This window comes from Actinokineospora guangxiensis (assembly GCF_042657845.1).
Lineage (GTDB): Bacteria > Actinomycetota > Actinomycetes > Mycobacteriales > Pseudonocardiaceae > Actinokineospora > Actinokineospora guangxiensis.
In genome coordinates, this window is record NZ_JBHSKF010000003.1 from 38,191 (window position 1) to 56,132 (window position 17,942).

At 74.0% G+C, this 17,942-nt stretch carries 19 protein-coding genes; 18 read left to right on the forward strand and 1 reads right to left on the reverse strand.

The window, feature by feature from the left end:
- The 15 genes from ACFPM7_RS07015 to ACFPM7_RS07085 all read left to right on the forward strand — a co-directional run bounded on the left by ACFPM7_RS07015 (window position 1) and on the right by ACFPM7_RS07085 (window position 14,613).
- Window positions 1-573, forward strand: coding sequence for a DUF3558 family protein (locus ACFPM7_RS07015; protein WP_378245120.1), 573 nt, complete (start codon window positions 1-3; stop codon window positions 571-573).
- Window positions 574-582: 9 nt separating this feature from the next.
- Entirely contained in the window at window positions 583-1,971 is a 1,389-nt protein-coding gene (locus ACFPM7_RS07020) for a hypothetical protein (protein WP_378245122.1), read from the forward strand.
- 4 nt (window positions 1,972-1,975) lie between these two features.
- A complete protein-coding gene (locus ACFPM7_RS07025) occupies window positions 1,976-2,722 on the forward strand; it encodes an ESX secretion-associated protein EspG (RefSeq protein WP_378245124.1) in 747 nt (248 codons plus the stop codon).
- 181 nt (window positions 2,723-2,903) lie between these two features.
- Entirely contained in the window at window positions 2,904-5,210 is a 2,307-nt protein-coding gene (ftsH, locus tag ACFPM7_RS07030) for an ATP-dependent zinc metalloprotease FtsH (protein ID WP_378245126.1), read from the forward strand.
- Window positions 5,211-5,273: 63 nt separating this feature from the next.
- Window positions 5,274-5,894: a GTP cyclohydrolase I FolE gene (folE, locus tag ACFPM7_RS07035; protein ID WP_378245128.1), complete on the forward strand. Its 621-nt coding sequence runs from the start codon at window positions 5,274-5,276 to the stop codon at window positions 5,892-5,894.
- A 29-nt stretch (window positions 5,895-5,923) separates the two neighbouring features.
- Entirely contained in the window at window positions 5,924-6,739 is an 816-nt protein-coding gene (gene folP, locus ACFPM7_RS07040) for a dihydropteroate synthase (protein WP_378246295.1), read from the forward strand.
- Window positions 6,718-7,089: a dihydroneopterin aldolase gene (gene folB / locus ACFPM7_RS07045; RefSeq protein ID WP_378245130.1), complete on the forward strand. Its 372-nt coding sequence runs from the start codon at window positions 6,718-6,720 to the stop codon at window positions 7,087-7,089. The genes folP and folB overlap by 22 nt, the downstream gene beginning before the upstream one ends.
- Window positions 7,086-7,577, forward strand: coding sequence for a 2-amino-4-hydroxy-6-hydroxymethyldihydropteridine diphosphokinase (folK, locus tag ACFPM7_RS07050; protein WP_378245132.1), 492 nt, complete (start codon window positions 7,086-7,088; stop codon window positions 7,575-7,577). The genes folB and folK overlap by 4 nt, the downstream gene beginning before the upstream one ends.
- A complete protein-coding gene (locus tag ACFPM7_RS07055) occupies window positions 7,574-8,062 on the forward strand; it encodes a DUF3180 domain-containing protein (protein WP_378245134.1) in 489 nt (162 codons plus the stop codon). The genes folK and ACFPM7_RS07055 overlap by 4 nt, the downstream gene beginning before the upstream one ends.
- A 46-nt stretch (window positions 8,063-8,108) precedes the next feature.
- Window positions 8,109-10,259, forward strand: coding sequence for a DUF6779 domain-containing protein (locus tag ACFPM7_RS07060; protein WP_378245137.1), 2,151 nt, complete (start codon window positions 8,109-8,111; stop codon window positions 10,257-10,259).
- 112 nt (window positions 10,260-10,371) lie between these two features.
- Window positions 10,372-11,424, forward strand: a complete 1,053-nt coding sequence (locus tag ACFPM7_RS07065; RefSeq protein ID WP_378246297.1) for a PrsW family intramembrane metalloprotease — start codon at window positions 10,372-10,374, stop codon at window positions 11,422-11,424.
- Window positions 11,425-11,544: 120 nt separating this feature from the next.
- Window positions 11,545-12,447 carry a Rossmann-like and DUF2520 domain-containing protein gene (locus tag ACFPM7_RS07070; protein WP_378245139.1) on the forward strand — a complete coding sequence of 301 codons (903 nt, stop codon included), beginning with the start codon at window positions 11,545-11,547 and terminating at the stop codon, window positions 12,445-12,447.
- Window positions 12,444-13,313 carry a pantoate--beta-alanine ligase gene (panC, locus tag ACFPM7_RS07075; protein ID WP_378245141.1) on the forward strand — a complete coding sequence of 290 codons (870 nt, stop codon included), beginning with the start codon at window positions 12,444-12,446 and terminating at the stop codon, window positions 13,311-13,313. The genes ACFPM7_RS07070 and panC overlap by 4 nt, the downstream gene beginning before the upstream one ends.
- 10 nt (window positions 13,314-13,323) lie before the next feature.
- A complete protein-coding gene (gene panD, locus ACFPM7_RS07080) occupies window positions 13,324-13,836 on the forward strand; it encodes an aspartate 1-decarboxylase (protein ID WP_378245143.1) in 513 nt (170 codons plus the stop codon).
- Window positions 13,837-14,613, forward strand: a complete 777-nt coding sequence (locus ACFPM7_RS07085) for a type III pantothenate kinase (protein WP_378245145.1) — start codon at window positions 13,837-13,839, stop codon at window positions 14,611-14,613.
- Here ACFPM7_RS07085 and ACFPM7_RS07090 read toward each other — a convergent pair.
- On the reverse strand, window positions 14,610-15,350 hold the full coding sequence (locus ACFPM7_RS07090) for a class I SAM-dependent methyltransferase (RefSeq protein WP_378245147.1): 741 nt from the start codon (window positions 15,348-15,350) through the stop codon (window positions 14,610-14,612). The genes ACFPM7_RS07085 and ACFPM7_RS07090 overlap by 4 nt on opposite strands.
- 106 nt (window positions 15,351-15,456) lie before the next feature.
- On the opposite strand from ACFPM7_RS07090, the gene lysS reads away from it, so the two are divergent.
- From lysS to ACFPM7_RS07105, 3 genes are all read left to right on the forward strand, one after another.
- On the forward strand, window positions 15,457-16,911 hold the full coding sequence (lysS, locus tag ACFPM7_RS07095) for a lysine--tRNA ligase (RefSeq protein WP_378246299.1): 1,455 nt from the start codon (window positions 15,457-15,459) through the stop codon (window positions 16,909-16,911).
- Between the two features lie 111 nt (window positions 16,912-17,022).
- Window positions 17,023-17,370, forward strand: a complete 348-nt coding sequence (locus ACFPM7_RS07100; RefSeq protein WP_378245149.1) for a histone-like nucleoid-structuring protein Lsr2 — start codon at window positions 17,023-17,025, stop codon at window positions 17,368-17,370.
- Between the two features lie 122 nt (window positions 17,371-17,492).
- On the forward strand, window positions 17,493-17,921 hold the full coding sequence (locus ACFPM7_RS07105; RefSeq protein WP_378245151.1) for a hypothetical protein: 429 nt from the start codon (window positions 17,493-17,495) through the stop codon (window positions 17,919-17,921).
- The last annotated feature ends 21 nt before the right edge of the window (window positions 17,922-17,942 follow it).

Below are 17,942 nucleotides of genomic sequence, written 5' to 3' on the forward strand. Positions count from 1 at the left end.
GTGCGGTCCACCATCCTCGGTCTCCTCGCGGTCACCGCGGTGATCGCGGTGACCGGGTGCTCCAGCGAATCCGGAGGCGTGGCCACCCCGGGCACGGCCACCCAGCCGACGACCACGGCCCCGTCCACCACCGAGCCGACTACCACCACGACCACGCCCAAGCAGGTCTCCTTCGACCGCGAGGCGCTGTGTGAGCTGCTGACCCCGGCCGAGGCGGCGAAGTTCGGCGCGGAGAACCCGCGCCCGACCAACAGCTTCCAGACCGGGAACCCGCAGTGCGGGTGGATGGGCGAGACATCGATCGTCATGGACTACGGCGCCGACGCGTCGGGGGGCATCGGGGTGTCCGGGCCCAACGTCGAGACGACCGACATCACGATCGCGGGAACCGACGCGCTGTTGCAGCGCATCACAGACAAGACCGTGTTCTGCCAGGTGGCGTTCGCGGTCAACGGCGGCAAATCCGGCCTGGCGGTCGGCGCGGGCGTGCTGTCCAGGGGCGAGGGCAAGTACGAGCCCTGCGACGTGGCGAAGCAGCTCGCCGAGATCGTCATACCGAAGGTGAAGGGCTAGGGGGCAGACATGCCGAACGGCGACCAGCGCTACGACACCCACGATTACGCGGGCGACCGGGCGGACGACGTCTCGATCGCCATGCGGCGCATGCCGGACGAAGACCGCTCGACCAACGCCGAGATCCAGCAGAGCATCACGCAGTCGCAGCGCGAGCAGCTCGCCCCGGACGTGGAGATGGGCAACGACCGGGTGGTCGTGCCGCAGAACTGGGAGAGCCGGACCAGCACGCAGCTCTACCTGGGTGCGACGGACAAGAACGTCCCCACGTCTGCTGACGACCTCGGACGCGGATTCACCGAGGGGGGCAACCGGCTCGCCGAGGCGGCCAACCGGCTGCTCGACGCCGTGACCGCCCTGGACCACGCCTGGAAGGGCGACGCCGCCGAGGCCGCGCGCAACGCGCTCACCCCCCTGGCCAAGCGGACCGGCGCTGCTGGGATCTCGGCGCAGTTCATGGGGACGGCGATGTCGGATCAGGCGCTTGCGGCGGCCAAGGTGCGCAACATGCCCGAGCCCGCCGAGTTCGACCGCGACGCCGCCATGACCGAGGCGCTGGCCAATCCCAATCCCACCGCCGGGATGGCCGACATGCAGGCCAAGGAGCAGGCCGCTCAGAAGGTCAAGGCCGAGCAGGTCCGCTACATGACCGAGTACACGACCACGATGGCCGAGATCGACGCCCGCACCCCCACCTTCGTGCCGCCGCCCGAGCGCGGCATCGACGACGGTGGCGGCGGGGGCTTCCGCGGCGGGCGCGGGGTCGGCTACGACGAGACGTTCACCGGAGGCGGCAACGGGCCCGGCGGTTCCACCGGCGGCGACCGCGCGAGCGGGTTCGCGCCGGGGCGGGGCGGGGCCAACGCACCGGGGATCTTCGTGCCGCTGCCGGGGGAGAACGGCTTCGAGGGCACCGACCTGTCCGGCTACAACCCGGGCACGCCGACCCCCAACCAGCCCGGGATCAACCCCGGCGCCGGCCCCGCGCTGACCCCGACCGGCTCCGGGCCCGGCGGTGCTCCCGCGCCGGTCGGCCAGTTCGGCGGTCGCGGTGCAGGCGGTCCCGGCGCGGGCCGGGCCCCGATGTCGGGCTACGCGCCCAAGCCCGCCACCCCGGGTGGCGCGGGCACCGGCAACCCCGGCGCGGCGCGTCCTGGTACGGGCGGTCCCGGTGTGGCCGGGCGTCCAGGCGGTCCGGGCGCGGGTGCGACCGGCGGGCGCGGTGCAGCCGCCGCGGGTGCCGGTGGGCGCGGCGGTGCGATGGGCGGCGCGGGCGGACGCGGGGCGAACGGCGAGGAGGACGGCGAGCACCAGCGGCCGTCGTACCTGGTGGAGCCGGACGCCGAGGCCACCTTCGGCACCGACCAGGTCACCGCGCCCCCCGTCATCGGGGAGTGAGGCGATGCCCTCCGCCGAGACGCTCGACCAGCTCGCCCTCGACTTCCTGTGGGAGGCGCTGGGCGCCGGGGAGCTGCCCTACCCGCTGCAGGTGCGCTCGCACGGCGAGACCGTCGACGAGCGGGCCTCGCTGCGCGCCCGGATGCACGCCGAGCTCGCCGCGCGCGGGCTGATCGACCGCTACGGCAGGGTCGAGGCGCACGTGGAGGACTGGCTGGGCGTGCTCGCCCGGCCGGACCTGGCGATCGACGCGCTGTTCATGCCCGAGTTGCCCGGCAGGGCGGTCGCGGTGTTCGCCGCCGCGTCGGGCGCCGCGGGCGTGGTCGCCACGCAGTCCGGTGACGACCTGCACCTGCGCCGGGTCCGGGGCGACGCGCTGGTCAGCGAGGTCGTCGCGCTCATGCCGCCTGCCCCGCGCGGGGCGGAGGCGTCGATCTCGCTGCCCGCCGACGAGTTCGCCGCGATCACCCCGCGCTCGGTGCGCGGGGCCGCCGACGGCGATCCGCGGGCCGCGGCGGCGCGGCTGGTCGGGCTGCCCAACCTGCGTGGCGGCCAGTTCGGCGTGACCGCGCGGGACGCGGGCGGGCGCAGGCGGGCGCCGGTGCTGTCGTGGTTCGACAAGCCCAACGGCCGCTACCTGGCCTCGTCCAGCCGGGGCCGCGACGGCCGCGACTGGGTGACCGTGGCCCCCGCCGACGCCCAGACGCTGCGGCACCGGCTCGGCCAGCTGGTGGCCGAGGTCACCCGCTGACCGGCCGGGAACCCAGCGCGCCCCTCGGCCGTTGAGCTAGCGGCAACCCTCGTCGATCGGTGGGGGTGCCGAAGCGGGCGGTACTCTGGTGCGACCGGGGCCACCGACCGGTCGGGTAATGGTCGTCATTGCCTCACGTGCATGTCCAGGGAGGGTCGAGGCCGCGCCACGGCCGCAAGTAATGGACCGAAAGCGACTGCTGCGCAACCCGCTGCTCTGGATCCTCGCGGTGTTGCTGATCTATTTCGCCTTCAGCATGCTGTTCGACGACACCCGTGGGTACACAGCCGTGCCCACGTCGAAAGCCGTCGCGCAGATCGAGGCCAACAACGTCAAGGCCGTCGAGCTGGGGGACAAGGAGCAGCAGCTCAAGCTGACCTTGAACAGCCCGATCGAGCACGAGGGCCAGCAGGTCACCCAGATCCTGGCGCAGTACCCGGCCGGGGCGACCTCGCAGCTCTACACCACGCTCATCGACAAACCGGGCATCGAGTTCCGCACGACGGTCACCCAGGATTCCTTCCTCACCCAGATCCTGATCTTCCTCATCCCGTTCGCGCTGCTGTTGCTGCTGCTCATGTGGATGATGAACAACGTCCAGGGCGGCGGGAACCGGGTTCTCAACTTCGGCAAGTCGAAGGCCAAGCAGCTCTCCAAGGACATGCCCAAGACGACCTTCGCCGACGTGGCGGGGGCCGACGAGGCGGTCGAAGAGCTGTACGAGATCAAGGACTTCCTGCAGAACCCCGGCCGCTACCAGGCCCTCGGCGCGAAGATCCCGAAGGGCGTGCTGCTCTACGGCCCGCCCGGCACGGGCAAGACGCTGCTGGCCCGCGCGGTCGCCGGTGAGGCGGGCGTGCCGTTCTACTCGATCTCCGGCTCGGACTTCGTGGAGATGTTCGTCGGCGTCGGCGCCTCCCGCGTCCGCGACCTGTTCGAGCAGGCCAAGCAGAACGCGCCGTGCATCATCTTCGTCGACGAGATCGACGCGGTCGGCCGCCAGCGCGGCGCCGGCCTCGGCGGCGGGCACGACGAGCGCGAGCAGACCCTCAACCAGCTGCTGGTCGAGATGGACGGCTTCGACGCCCGCGGCGGCATCATCCTCATCGCCGCCACCAACCGCCCGGACATCCTGGACCCGGCGCTGCTGCGCCCGGGCCGCTTCGACCGGCAGATCCCGGTGTCCGCGCCGGACCTCTCCGGCCGCAAGATGATCTTGAAGGTGCACTCCAAGGGCAAGCCCTTCGCCGAGGACGTCGACCTCGACGGCCTGGCCAAGCGCACCGTCGGCATGTCCGGCGCCGACCTGGCCAACGTGATCAACGAGGCCGCCCTGCTCACCGCCCGCCAGAACGGCACCGCCATCAACGGCGCCGCGCTGGAGGAGTCGGTCGACCGGGTGATCGGCGGCCCGGCCCGCAAGAGCCGCATCATCTCCGAGAAGGAGAAGAAGATCACCGCCTACCACGAGGGCGGCCACGCCCTCGCCGCGTGGGCGATGCCGGACCTGGAGCCGGTGTACAAGCTGACGATCCTGCCCCGCGGGCGCACCGGCGGGCACGCGCTCGTCGTCCCCGAGGACGACAAGCAGCTCATGACCCGCTCGGAGATGATCGCCCGGCTGGTGTTCGCCCTCGGCGGGCGCGCGGCCGAGGAGCTGGTGTTCCACGAGCCGACCACCGGCGCCTCCAGCGACATCGACCAGGCCACCAAGATCGCCAAGGCGATGGTGACCGAGTACGGCATGAGCGCCCGGCTCGGCGCGGTCCGCTACGGCCAGGAGCAGGGCGACCCGTTCCTCGGCCGCTCGATGGGCCACGCGCCCGATTACTCGCTGGAGGTGGCGCACGAGATCGACGAGGAGGTGCGCAACCTCATCGAGGCCGCGCACACCGAGGCGTGGGACGTGCTCAACACCTACCGCGACGTCCTGGACGACCTGGTGGTCGAGCTGCTGGACAAGGAGACGCTGACCCGCAAGGACCTGGAGCGCATCTTCTCCAACGTCGAGAAGCGGCCGAGGATCACCGCGTTCAACGACTTCGGCGACCGCGTCCCGTCCGACAAGCCGCCGATCAAGACCCCGCGCGAGCTGGCGCACGAGCGCGGCGAGCCGTGGCCCGACCAGCTGGAGCAGGCCGAGCGGGAGCGGGCCGAGCGGGAGAAGACCCCGGTCGCCTCGGTGCCCGGCGCGGGCGAGCTGCCCGGCGGGCCGCCGCGGTCCACCCCGGAGCTCCCGCACGGCAACGGCAACGGCTCCCCGCAGTACGGGCAGCCGTACCCGCCGCAGTACCCGCAGCCCTACGGCGGCGGCCACGGCTCGGGCCCGCCGCACTACGGCGCCCCGCCCGGCTGGACCCCCGCCACCACCCCCGGCGGTCAGCCGTGGCAGCCCCAGCAGCCGCCGCAGCCACAGCCGGAGTGGGGCAGGCCGCAGGAACCCCGTGACCAGGACAACTCAGACGGGCGCGGCCGCGGGTCCGAGTGAGAGGGTTGCGGCCGACGGCCGCAGGTGGTTGCGGCCCGGCCGCGACGATCCCGGAGACCAGCGATGAGTGAGACCCCGACGGCGGGCGGTGCGCACGGCGCGCCGTCCGCCGTCTTCGACGCAGCCAGGGCCGAGCAGGCGGTGCGCGAACTGCTGCTCGCCTGCGGCGAGGACCCCGACCGCGACGGTCTGCGGGAGACGCCCGCGCGGGTGGCCAGGGCCTACGCGGAGCTGTTCGCCGGGCTCTACACCGACCCCGAGCGGGTCCTCGACAAGACCTTTGACGAGAGCCACGACGAACTCGTCCTGGTCACCGACATCCCCATGTACTCCACCTGCGAGCACCACCTGGTGCCGTTCCACGGGGTGGCGCACGTCGGCTACATCCCCAACGAGCGCGGCCAGGTCACCGGCCTGTCCAAGCTGGCCAGGCTGGTCGACCTCTACGCGCGCCGCCCGCAGGTGCAGGAGCGGCTGACCTCGCAGGTCGCCGACGCCCTCATGCGCAAGCTGACCCCGCGCGGGGCCATCGTGGTCATCGAGGCCGAGCACCTGTGCATGGCGATGCGCGGCATCCGCAAGCCCGGCGCCCGCACGACGACCTCGGCGCTGCGCGGGCTGCTCAAGACCGCGCCGTCCTCGCGTGCGGAGGCCATCGAGCTGATCAACGGGCGCACCCGGTGACGCTGCCCGCGCCGGGCCGCTGCGCGGTCATGGGCGTTCTCAACGTCACCCCGGACTCGTTCTCCGACGGCGGCCGCTACCTGGGCGTCGACGACGCGGTGGCGCACGGGGTGGCGCTGTGGGAGCGCGGCGCGGACGTCATCGACGTCGGCGGGGAGTCGACCCGACCGGGGGCCGAGCGGGTCGACGCGGCCACCGAGAGCGCGCGGATCACGCCGGTGGTCGCGGGGCTGGCCGAGGCGGGCGTGCTGATCAGCGTGGACACCACCAGGGCGCGGGTGGCCGAGGCGGCGCTGGCCGCGGGCGCGGCGATCGTCAACGACGTCTCCGGCGGCCTGGCCGACCCGGACATGGCCAAGGTCGTCGCCGCGGCGGGCGTGCCGTTCGTGCTCATGCACTGGCGCGGGCACAGCCGCGACATGCAGGCGCTGGCGACCTACGACGACGTCGTCGCCGAGGTGCGCGACGAGCTCAGCGCCCGGGTGGACGCCGCGCTCGGCGCCGGGGTCGCCGAGTCGGCGATCGCGCTGGACCCCGGCCTGGGCTTCGCCAAGGACAGCGGCCACAACTGGGCGCTGCTGCGCTCGCTGGACGTGCTCGTGGACCTGGGGTTCCCGGTGCTCGTGGGCGCCTCGCGCAAGCGGTTCCTGGGGACGCTGCTGGCCGATGCGGGCGCGCCGAGGCGCTCCGACGGCCGCGAGGACGCCACCGCCGCCGTCACGGCGCTGGTGGCGATGGCCGGGGCGTGGGGCGTGCGGGTGCACGACGTCGGCCGTTCGCTGGACGCGGCCGCGGTGGCCGCGGCGATGGGAGGGGTACCGAGGTGGCCGACCGGATCACGCTGACCGGGCTGCGGGTGCGCGGGCGCCACGGCGTCTTCGAGCACGAGCGCCGCGACGGGCAGGACTTCGTCGTCGACATCACGCTGTGGCTGGACCTGCGCCAGGCCGCCGCGACCGACGACCTCACCCACACCGTGCACTACGGGGAGCTGGCCGAGCGCGCCGCCGCCGTCGTCGCCGGGGAGCCGAGGGACCTGATCGAGACGGTGGCCGCCGAGATCGCCGAGGCCGAGATGGCCGACGACCGGGTGCTCGCCGTCGAGGTGACCGTGCACAAGCCGAGCGCGCCGATCCCGCTGAGCTTCGCCGACGTCGCGGTGACGGTGCGCCGCTCGCGGAAGACGCGCCCGTGAGCCGCGCGGTGCTGTCGCTGGGCTCCAACCTCGGCGACCGGGAGGCCCACCTGCGCGCCGCGGTCGCGGGCTTCGCCGACGTGCTCGTCGCGGTCTCCCCGGTGTACGAGACGGCCGCCTGGGGCGTGACCGACCAGCCGGACTTCCTCAACGCCGTGCTGCTCGTGGCCGACCCGTCGGCCGACGAGTGGGCGTGGCTGCGCCGCGGCCAGGCGCTGGAGGCGGCCTCCGGGCGTGTCCGCGAGGCGCGCTGGGGTCCGCGGACGCTCGACGTGGACGTCGTCACAGTGGACGGTGTGCGCAGCGACCACCCCGACCTGCTGCTGCCGCACCCGGGCACGGCGGAGCGGGCGACGGTGCTGATCCCGTGGCTGGACGTCGAGCCGGACGCGGTCGTCCCCGGCCGGGGTGCGGCGCGGGACCTGCTGGCCGGAGTGGACACCGCCGGGGTGCGGCGCACCGACATCGATCTGACGGGGGCCCTGTGAGGTTCACCAAGGCGTCGGACCTCGTCCCCGCGGGCCTGGTCACCGCCGTCGCGCTGTACCTGTTCATGCGGCTGCTCTACGGCGAGCTGCCGCCGCTGCCGACCTTCGCCGGGGTGACGCTGCTCGTGCTGGCCGTCGTGGAGGCGGTCTTCGGGCACGTGCTGCGCGGGCGCATCCGGGGCAGCGGGGGGACGAGGCCGACGGGCAGGCCGCTGCAGCCGATCACCGCGGCGCGGGCGCTGGCGCTGGCCAAGGCGTCATCCCTGCTCGGCGCGATCATGCTGGGCGCGTGGCTGGCCGTGCTGGCCTACGTGGTGCCCGAGAGCGCGCGCGTCGACGCGGCCCGCTCGGACATCCCGAGCGCGGTGATCGGCGCGCTCAGCGCGGCGGTCCTCATCGGGGCGGCCCTGTGGCTGGAGTCCTGCTGCCGGACCCCCGACAGCCCGGATGACCAGCGCGACCAGGGCGCCCGACCGACGGCGTGACATCCGTTTGGTCTCGTAGTGGTAACGGACCGGTACGGTGTTCCCCATGACCGGCCGGAACGACCACATCCCGCGCGCGACCGGGCCGCGGCTGCTCTTCCTGGCCGCCCTGCTGCTGGCACTGGGAGCGACCGCAGTCCTGGTGCTCAGCGACTCGCTGCGCTGGATGCGCATCGGCGTCGTCGCCGCGCTGTGGGCCGCGCTCGCCGGGGCGTTCCTCGCGGTGCGCTACCGCAGGCTCTCGGCCGACCGCGCCGAGGACGCCGCCCAGGCGCAGAAGATCTACGAGCTGGAGCTGGAGCGCGAGGTCGCCGCCCGCCGCGAGTTCGAGCTGTCCGCCGAGGCCGCCACGGCCACCGCGGTCAAGGCCGCCGCCGAGGGCGGCTCCCGCGACGACATCGCCGAGCTGCGCGCCGAGCTGAAGGCCATGCGCGAGCACCTGGAGGTCCTGCTCGGCGGCGAGGTCCTGGTCGAGCGGATCGCCCTGCACGCCGAGGCGACCAGGATGCGCTCGCGCCCGGAGGCCCTGGAGTCCCCGGTCGAGCCGATCCGCCGCATCGGCGAGCCGACGACCGACCTCATCGAGCGCGTCCGCGGGCCGTGGCTGGAGGACACCCCGGGCAGCAGGCCGATCGATCCCACGTGGACCCCGTCCTGGGAGTCCGGCGCCTGGGAGTCCGGCGACCTGCGCAGGCCCGCCCGCCAGGGCGAGCAGGCGGTCAAGGCGGGCAGGCCCGCCGCCCGCCCGGCCCGCGCCGAAGCCCGTCCCGGGGACGCCCGCCCGGCCCGGCCCGCCGAGGAGCACCCCGCCAACGGCCGTCCCGCCAACGCCCGCCCTGCCGATGTCCGCCCGGCCCGCCCCGCCGACGCCCGCCCGGGGGCCGCCCGCCCGACCGGCTCGGCCGAGACGCCGTCGCCGCGCCGCGAGCAGGACGCCGGGGTGTCCGCCCGCCTGGACGTGCCCCAGGAGTCCCGCCCGCGCCGCCCGGAGGCCGCGCACCCGGCGGGACCCGCTGGCGAGGCCTACGGCGAGCAGCGCGTCGCCCGGTCGAGGACCGAGGCCGACCCCGCCCGCCGCGAGCCCGATGCCCCGCCCCGCCAGCCCGCCCGGCCCCGCCCCGAGGCGCGCGCGGGCGAGGCGGCCCGCACCCGGCCGGAGGCGCGCGAGGGCGCGGCCCCCGGCGAGGCGACCGCCGCGCGCCTGCGCCCCGCCGACCCCGAGGCGACCAGGTCGGGCGTGCGCCCGGTGGAGCCCCACACCCAGCACGGCGGGCGCCCGCTGGACCGGGGAGCGCCGCCGCGGGTCATCTCCCGGCGCACCCCGGAGCCCGCGCCGCCGTCGGCGGCCGAGGCCGCGCGGAGCCGCCAGGCGGTGGACTCCTCGGCGTCCCCCGCCGCGACCGACTCCGGCGTCTTCGCCCCCGCCGAGGTGGCCCGCCCGCGCGAGGGCCGCGCGCCCGCCGCCGGCGGCCGCTCCGCCTCGCCGCCCCAGGCCTCCGGCGCCCCCGGGCCTGCGGCCGCCGCGCGTCCCGCCGCCGCGGATTCGGGGACCTTCGCCCCCGTGCGCGCGGGCAGGCCCACCGACACGGGCACCTACCCGCCCGCCGCCCGCGCCGACTCCCCTCCGCCCGCCCGGCTCCCGGCCGCCGACCCCGGCGACGCCGCCCGCGGCGGCCGGGCCGCCGAGACCGGCACGTTCGCGCCCGCGCGCGGGCAGCGCGCGACCGAGACCGGGACCCACCCGCCTGCCCGCCCGGAGCAGGGCCAGCGCGCCGCCGAGCCCGCACCGCCCGCCAAGGGCAAGCGCGCCGCCGAGACCGGCACGTTCCCGCCCGCCCAGCCCGTCCGGGGCAAGCGCGCCGCGGAGACCGGCACGTTCCCGCCCGCACAGCCGGCGCGCGGCAAGCGCGCGGCGGAGACGGGCACGTTCCCGCCCGCACAGCCCGTCCGGGGCAAGCGCGCCGCCGAGACCGGGACGTACCCGCCCGCGCGTCCCGGCTCCGCAGCCGCGGCGGCCAGCGCGGGCAGGCGGGCCGCGGAGTCCGGCACCTTCCCGCCGGTCGAGGAGCCCGCGGGCCGCAGGCGCAGGCCCGAGGCCGAGCAGGGCGGGCACGCCTCGGGCACCTCCGTCGCCGACCTGCTCGCCGCGCACGGCGGCACCGCGCCGCGCCGCAGGCGCAGGCGGGACGAGGACTGAGCCAGCCCTACTATCAGCTCCCGTGTCCGATGATCAGCTGCAGCGCCACCCGCCGCGCCGCAAGACGGTCCTGCTGCCCGTCGTCGGCCTGCTCGCGCTCGCGGCCTGCGGGATGGCGCTGCTGGGCCTGAGCACGGCCAGGGTGGGGGTGGAGGCCGAGCTGGTCGGCATCGCCGCCGCGCTGGTGCCGGTCGGGCCGGTGGTGGCGGCGTTCCTGTGGATCGACCGGTGGGAGCCCGAGCCCGCGCGGCTGCTGTGGCTGGCCTTCGGCTGGGGCGCGTGCGTCGCCGCGATCACCGCGCTGCTGATCAACAACACCGCCGAGGCGGTCGGCGACCTGCTGCTGGGCAAGGGCAGCGGGGACACGGTCAGCGCGCTGGTGTCCGCGCCGCTGGTCGAGGAGTTCATGAAGGGCGTCTTCGTCTACGGCATCTTCCTGTTCCTGCGCCACGAGTTCGACGGCGTGATCGACGGGATCGTCTACGCCGGGTTCGTCGCCGCGGGGTTCGCCTTCACCGAGAACATCTACTACTTCGGCCGCGCCTTCGCCGAGTACGGCATCGGCGACGGCACCACGCCCGGGGTGATCACCGCGTTCATCCTGCGCGGTGTCCTCTCGCCGTTCACCCACCCGCTGTTCACCGCGTGCATCGGCGTCGGGATCGGCATCGCCGCGCGCTCGCACAAGCACCGGGTGCTGGCGCCCGCGCTCGGGTTCGTCGCGGCGGTGGGCCTGCACGCGGCGTGGAACGGCGCGGCCACGCTCGGCGGCGGGACGGGGTTCCTGACCGTCTACTTCCTGGTGATGGTGCCGCTGTTCGCCGGGGCGGTCTGGTTCATCACCTGGCACCGCAGGCGCGAGCAGCGCATCATCGCCGCCGCGCTGCCGGGCATGGTCGCCGACAACCTGATCCTGGACAACGAGGTCGAGGCGCTCGCCAGCCTGGAGGCGCGCCGCAAGTGGCGCAAACGCGTGCGGGTGCGCACCGGGCGCGACGCGGCGGCGCTCATGGCCGAGTACCACGCCGCGGTCAGCGAACTGGCGTTCCTGCGCCACGCCGCCGCCGAGGGCATGACCGGCAAGCACGACCTCACCGACGAGGCCCACCTCGTCGCCGTGGTGCGCGCCACCCGGCACGCCGCGGTGCGCGCCTCGGCCCGGTGAACCTGGTCACCCGGCCGCGCCCCGCCCGTCCGCACCCCATTACCCTCGCGATCGTCGTCTGGTACCCGCAGAGGCGCGGGACTGGAACGAAGGGACTGCTGTCATGAAACGGGTCGTGCTGTGACCCGGCCCGCCAGGCTGGCGGTCGGAGTCGTGTCAGCGGGCCGGGTGGGCGCCGTGCTGGGCGCCGCGCTGGCCCGTGCCGGGCATACCGTCTCCGGCGTCTGCGGTGTGTCGCGCGCCTCGCTCGCGCGGGCCGAGGCCCTCCTGCCCGACGTGCCGGTCCTGCCCCCCGACGAGGTCGCGGGCGCCGCGGACCTGGTCCTGCTGGCCCTGCCCGACGACGCCCTGCCCGGCATGGTCCGCGGCCTGGCCGCCGCGGGCGCGCTGCGGGCGGGCCAGATCGTCGCCCACACCTCCGGCGCCTACGGCGTCGATGTGCTCGGCCCCGCCACCGGCCCGGGAGCGCTGGGCCTGGCGCTGCACCCGGCGATGACGTTCACCGGCCGCGCCGAGGACCTGGAGCGCATCGCCGCCTGCTGCTTCGGGGTGACCGCCGCCGACGGCGACGAGGCCGCCTGGAACGTCGCCGAGGCGCTGGTGGTGGAGATGGGCGGCGAGCCAGTCCGGGTGCCGGAAGCCGCCCGCCCGCTCTACCACACGGCGCTGGCCCACGGCGCGAACCACCTGGTCACGCTGGTCTCCGAGGCCGCGGACCTGCTGCGCGGCACCGGGGTCGGCACCCCGGAGCGCCTGCTCGGTCCGCTGCTGTCGGCCGCCCTGGACAACGCCCTGCGCCACGGCGACCGTGCCCTCACCGGCCCCGTCGCCCGCGGCGACGCGGGCACCGTCCGCAAGCACGTGCGCGTCCTCGGCGAGCACGCCCCGCAGATGCTGCCCGCCTACCGCGCCCTGGCCGAGCGCACCGCCCAGCGCGCCACCGCCTCCGGCCTGCTGCGCCCCGACCTGACCGCGGACATCGCCGCGGCCATCCGCTCCGACACCGAAGAGGGCCAGCAATGACGGCGTTCACTCCCGGCAAGCTTCATGTCCATAGTGGACCTCAGGAGCTGGCTCGGGTCACCAGGGCGCTGCGGGCGACCGGGCGCAGGCTCGTCTTCGTCCCGACGATGGGCGCGCTGCACGACGGGCACCGCGAGCTGATGTCGCGTGCCCGCCGCATCCCCAACACCGTCCTCGTCGCCTCCATCTTCGTGAACCCCCTGCAGTTCGGCGAAGGCGAGGACTTCGAGCGCTACCCGCGTCCACTGGAGACGGACCTGGCGGTGTGCGAGGCCGAGCGCGTCGAGCTGGTCTTCACCCCGTCCCGCGAGGACATGTACCCGGAGGGCGCGACCACCACCATCCACCCCGGACCCCTCGGCGACGAGCTGGAGGGCGCGGTCCGCCCCGGCCACTTCGCGGGTGTGCTCACGGTGGTCAACAAGCTGCTCAACATCGTGCGCCCCGACTACGCGATGTTCGGCGAGAAGGACTACCAGCAGCTGGTCCTGATCAAGCGCATGGTGCGCGACCTTGACATGGAGACCACCGTCGTGGGCGTCCCCACCGTCCGCGAGCGCGACGGCCTGGCGCTCTCCTCCCGCAACGCCTACCTGGACGACGAGCAGCGCGCCGCCGCCGTCTCCCTCTCCGCCGCGCTGGCCGCGGGCGCGCACGTCAGCGCCCAGGGCGGCGCCGCCGTGCTGGCCGCCGCCGAGGCCGTCCTGCGCGAGAGCCCCGCGCTGGAGCTGGACTACCTCGCACTGCGCTCGCTGGACCTCGGTCCCGCGCCCGCCGAGGGCGACGCCCGCCTGCTGGTGGCCGCCCGCCTCGGCCGCACCCGCCTCATCGACAACGTCCCGGTCCTGCTCGGACCGGAGCTGTAGGGAGCACCCCATGTTCCGCACCATGCTCAAGTCCAAGATCCACCGCGCCACCGTCACCCAGGCCGACCTGCACTACGTCGGCTCGGTGACCGTCGACCCGGTCCTGCTGGAGGCCGCCGACCTGCTGCCCGGCGAGCAGGTCGCCATCGTGGACGTGACCAACGGCGCCCGCCTGGAGACCTACGTCATCGAGGGCGAGCGCGGCAGCGGCGTCATCGGCATCAACGGCGCGGCCGCGCACCTGGTGCACCCCGGCGACATCGTCATCCTCATCGCCTACGGCCTCATGGACTCCGCCGAGGCCGCCGCCCACCAGCCGCGCGTGGTGTTCGTCGACGCCGACAACCGCGTCGTCGACCTCGGCGCCGACGCCGCCCACGTGCCCGACGGCCACGGCCTGCGCAGCGGGAACGTCACCGTGAGCGCCGCGGGGAAGGCGCCCGAGAAGGCCGCTGCGGAGACCGCCACCGCCGAGACCGCCGACGCCGCCAAGCTCGACGCGCTCCTGGCCGCCGAGGTCTAAGTGCTCCTGGCGATCGACGTCGGCAACACCAACACCGCCTTCGGCCTCTTCGACGGGACCGACCTGGTGCGCGACTGGCGCACCCGCACCGACTCGCGCGGCACCGCCGACGAGCTGGACCTCACCATGCGCGGCCTGCTCGGCGGGCACGCGGGCGCGGTGACCGCCATCGCCGCGCTGTCCACCGTGCCCGACGTGCTGCGCGAGCTGCGCGCCATGCTCGCCAAGTACTACGGCGGCGTGCCGAGGGTGCTGGTCGAGCCCGGTGTGCGGACCGGGGTGCCGCTGCTGGTCGACAACCCCAAGGAGGTCGGCGCCGACCGGGTCGTCAACACCCTCGCCGCCCACCACCTGTACGGCACGGCGTGCGCGGTGGTCGACTTCGGCACCTCGACCAACATCGACGTCATCTCGGCCAAGGGAGAGTTCCTCGGCGGGGTGTTCGTGCCCGGCATCGAGATCTCGATGGACGCCCTGGCCACACATGCCGCCGCGCTGCGCAAGGTCGACGTGGTCCGGCCGCGCTCGGTGATCGGCAAGAACACCGTCGAGTGCCTGCAGTCGGGGATCATGTACGGCTTCGCCGGGCAGGTCGACGGCCTGGTCGCCAGGATCAGGGCCGAGCTGGCCCGCACCGGGCATGGCGGCCCGGTCACCGTCGTCGCCACCGGGGGCCTGGCTCCGCTGGTGGTGGACGAGGCGGTGGGCATCGACCACCACCGCCCCGACCTCACGCTCCTGGGCCTGCGCCTGGTCTACGAGCGCAACCGCCGCTAGCGGCGGACCGCGCGCACGACCTCGCAGAGCAGCGGCTGGTAGAAGGTGCCGCGCGAGTCGGGCAGGCCGGAGAGGTACTCCTGGGCCTTGGCCAGCACGGCCTCGCGCTCGTCGTCGGGGGCGACCGCGATGTGGGAGAACGTGCGCAGCGAGCCGACCATCGAGTCGACCGTGCGCAGCACCTGGTGCTTGAAGGTGTTCTCCTCGACCTCGCCGAGCAGCTCGTGGCGGGGGACGTGGCGCGGCGCGGGCGCGCTGGGGTTGGACACGCTGGTCGCGGTCAGCGAGACCAGCGTCTTCACCCACGGCACGCTGTCGTCGTAGGCGTTCCAGAGCGCGCCGAACACCCCGCCGGGGCGCAGCACGCGGGTGATCTCGGCGAGCGCCTCGGCGTTGTCGAACCAGTGGAAGGCCTGGCCCGCGAGCACGGCGTCGACCGAGGCGTCGCCGAGCGGGATGGCCTCGGCGCGGCCGTCGACCGTCGGCACGTCCGGCAGCCGCCTGGCCAGCTCGGCGCGCATCAGCGGGTCGGGCTCGACGGCGGTCACGTCGACGCCCAGCTCCAGCAGGGCCTCGGTCAGCTTGCCCGTGCCCGCGCCGAGGTCGAGCACCCTGACCCGGTCGCCGATGGCCCATTCGACGGCATCGACGGGGTATCCCGGCCGGTGTTCTGCGTAGAGGGCGGCATTCGCGCCGAATGATCCCGCTCTGGTCTCGCGCAACTGCGGATCGTCCACCGCAACACCGTAGGGCAATACCGGTTGTGGCCTGCGACCTGTGCCCTCGTACCCTTGCGCCGTGAACGAGGAGACCGCGCCCGACGTCGACGACCTGCCCGAGCAGATGCGGGTCCGGCGGGAGAAGCGCGAGCGAATGCTGGCCGCCGGGGTCGCGCCCTACCCGGTGGAAGTCCCGCGCACCCACTCCCTGGCCGAAGTGCGCGCCGCGCATTCGGATCTGCCCGTCGACACGGCGACCGGGGAGAAGGTGTGCGTCGCGGGCCGGGTCATGTTCCTGCGCAACACCGGAAAGCTCTGCTTCGCCACCTTGCGCGAAGGCGACGGAACCGAACTCCAGGCGATGCTGAGCCTGAACAACGTCGGCGAGGAGTCGCTTTCCCGGTGGAAGGCGGATGTCGATCTTGGCGACCACGTATTCGTCACCGGCGAGGTGATCACGTCCCGGCGCGGAGAGCTCTCGGTGCTCGCCGACGAGTGGGGAATGGCGGCCAAGTCGCTGCGCCCGCTCCCGGTCGCGCACAAGCCGCTCGGCGAGGAAACGCGTATTCGCCAGCGGTATGTCGATCTCATCGTGCGACCCGCGGCGCGCGACACGGTAAGGACCCGATCGGCCGTTGTGCGCTCGCTCAGGGAGTCTTTCCACAGCCGGGGTTTCCTGGAGGTGGAGACCCCGATGCTGCAGACGCTGCACGGTGGCGCGTCCGCCCGCCCGTTCGCCACGCACTCCAACGCGATGAGCATGGATCTGTACCTGCGGATCGCGCCCGAGCTGTTTCTCAAGCGCTGCGTGGTGGGCGGGATCGAGAAGGTCTACGAGATCAACCGCAACTTCCGCAACGAGGGCTCCGATTCCTCGCATTCGCCCGAGTTCGCGATGCTGGAGTTCTATGAGGCGTACGCCACCTACGACACCAACGCGGTCATGGTGCGCGAGCTGGTGCAGGAGGCGGCGCGCTCGGTGTTCGGCGCCGAGGTCGTCACCCTGGACGACGGCAGCGAGTACGACCTGTCGGGCGAGTGGACCACGCTGACCATGTACGGGTCGCTCTCCCAAGCCCTGGAGACCGAGGTCACGCCGGAGACCGGCGTCGAGGAGCTGCGCAAGCACGCCGCCGCGGCGGGCCTGGAGCCCGACCCGAAGCTCGGGCACGGCAAGCTGGTCGAGGAGCTGTGGGAGCACCTCGTCGGCGATCACCTCCACACGCCGACTTTTGTTCGGGATTTCCCCCTTGAGACCTCACCGCTGACGCGTGAACACCGCACTCAGCCGGGTATCGCCGAAAAGTGGGACCTCTACGTCCGCGGTTTCGAGTTGGCCACCGGCTACTCCGAACTGGTCGACCCGGTCGAGGAACGGCGCAGGCTCACCGAGCAGGGCAAGCAGGCCGCTTCCGGTGACGACGAGGCGATGCGCCTGGATGAGGACTTTCTGCGCGCGCTGGAGTACGGAATGCCACCGAGCGGCGGTGTCGGAATGGGCATTGACCGGCTCCTCATGGCCCTGACCGGTCTGGGCATCAGGGAGACCATCCTGTTCCCCCTCGTTCGCCCGGAATGAACCCCGTCTCACACATTCAACCTGATTTGCGCTAGCCTGCCCCCAGGGAGTATTTCTACTGGTGGCCGAGACGCTCGCTGAGCCGGCACATTCCAGCCAGAGGGAGGCGCCATGGCGCAGAAGGTCACGGTTTCGCTCGTCGATGACATCGACGGTTCCGAGGCCGAGGAGTCCGTCGAGTTCGCCATCGACGGGGCGACCTACCAGATTGACCTGTCCAGCAAGAATGCCGACCGCCTGCGTTCGGCGCTGGCCGACTTCGTCGACCACGCCCGCCGTTCCGGCGGCCGCAAGCGCCCCGCCGGGAAGGCGACCGCCGGTCGCGCTCCCCGCACCGCATCGGCCGACCGCGAGCAGAACCAGGCAATTCGCGAGTGGGCCCGCAAGCAGGGCATGAAGGTCTCCGACCGGGGCCGAATCCCCTCGGAGGTCTTGGACGCCTACAACGACCGGGCCTGAGCCTTGTACTGAGAAGGGCCGCCGCACTCCTGCGGCGGCCCTTCTCGGCTTTCACCTGATCGGTTGGCGTTCCTGCCCGGTTCGCCGGACGCGGGCGGGAATGGTCCGATAGCTTCGCGCCCATGACAATCGTCGTCCGCGTTCTGCAAGCCCTGCTCCTGCTGGCCGGTCTCGCCGCGGGCATAGCCGCCGTCACCGTCGGCGGGATGGCGGGCGACCGGGTGGGCGGTGTCTGCTACATGCGGGAGTCCCCCGACCCCAGTTCCCTGGAGAAGGTGCCCAGCGCGGGCTGCGCGACGGTGGGCGTCTACCAGGCGGAGGCGGTCTCGGCGGTGGCGATCGCGCTCGCCGGGATCGGCGCGATGGTCGGCGCCGTCGCCGTCGGCCGGATGGCCCCCGCCCGCGCCGCCGCCCCGCGGCCCGGCGCGGCGCCGCACGGCTACGGCCCGCCGCTCCCGCAGCACCAGCCCGGCGGCCCGTTCCCGCAGCAAGGCCCGCCCACCGGGCAGCAGCCGCCGATCCCGCCCGGCCAGCCCTACGGCCCGGCCTAGGGACTCGCCCGGATCCTCGGT

Excerpts from the sequence above, each read along its gene's own strand:
- ACFPM7_RS07020 (WP_378245122.1), top strand. The coding sequence starts at position 583 with ATGCCGAACGGCGACCAGCGCTACGACACCCACGATTACGCGGGCGAC.
- ACFPM7_RS07025 (WP_378245124.1), top strand. The coding sequence starts at position 1,976 with ATGCCCTCCGCCGAGACGCTCGACCAGCTCGCCCTCGACTTCCTGTGG.
- ftsH (WP_378245126.1), top strand. The coding sequence starts at position 2,904 with ATGGACCGAAAGCGACTGCTGCGCAACCCGCTGCTCTGGATCCTCGCG.
- folE (WP_378245128.1), top strand. The coding sequence starts at position 5,274 with ATGAGTGAGACCCCGACGGCGGGCGGTGCGCACGGCGCGCCGTCCGCC.
- folP (WP_378246295.1), top strand. The coding sequence starts at position 5,924 with ATGGGCGTTCTCAACGTCACCCCGGACTCGTTCTCCGACGGCGGCCGC.
- ACFPM7_RS07060 (WP_378245137.1), top strand. The coding sequence starts at position 8,109 with ATGACCGGCCGGAACGACCACATCCCGCGCGCGACCGGGCCGCGGCTG.
- ACFPM7_RS07065 (WP_378246297.1), top strand. The coding sequence starts at position 10,372 with ATGGCGCTGCTGGGCCTGAGCACGGCCAGGGTGGGGGTGGAGGCCGAG.
- panC (WP_378245141.1), top strand. The coding sequence starts at position 12,444 with ATGACGGCGTTCACTCCCGGCAAGCTTCATGTCCATAGTGGACCTCAG.
- panD (WP_378245143.1), top strand. The coding sequence starts at position 13,324 with ATGTTCCGCACCATGCTCAAGTCCAAGATCCACCGCGCCACCGTCACC.
- lysS (WP_378246299.1), top strand. The coding sequence starts at position 15,457 with ATGCGGGTCCGGCGGGAGAAGCGCGAGCGAATGCTGGCCGCCGGGGTC.
- ACFPM7_RS07100 (WP_378245149.1), top strand. The coding sequence starts at position 17,023 with ATGGCGCAGAAGGTCACGGTTTCGCTCGTCGATGACATCGACGGTTCC.
- ACFPM7_RS07105 (WP_378245151.1), top strand. The coding sequence starts at position 17,493 with ATGACAATCGTCGTCCGCGTTCTGCAAGCCCTGCTCCTGCTGGCCGGT.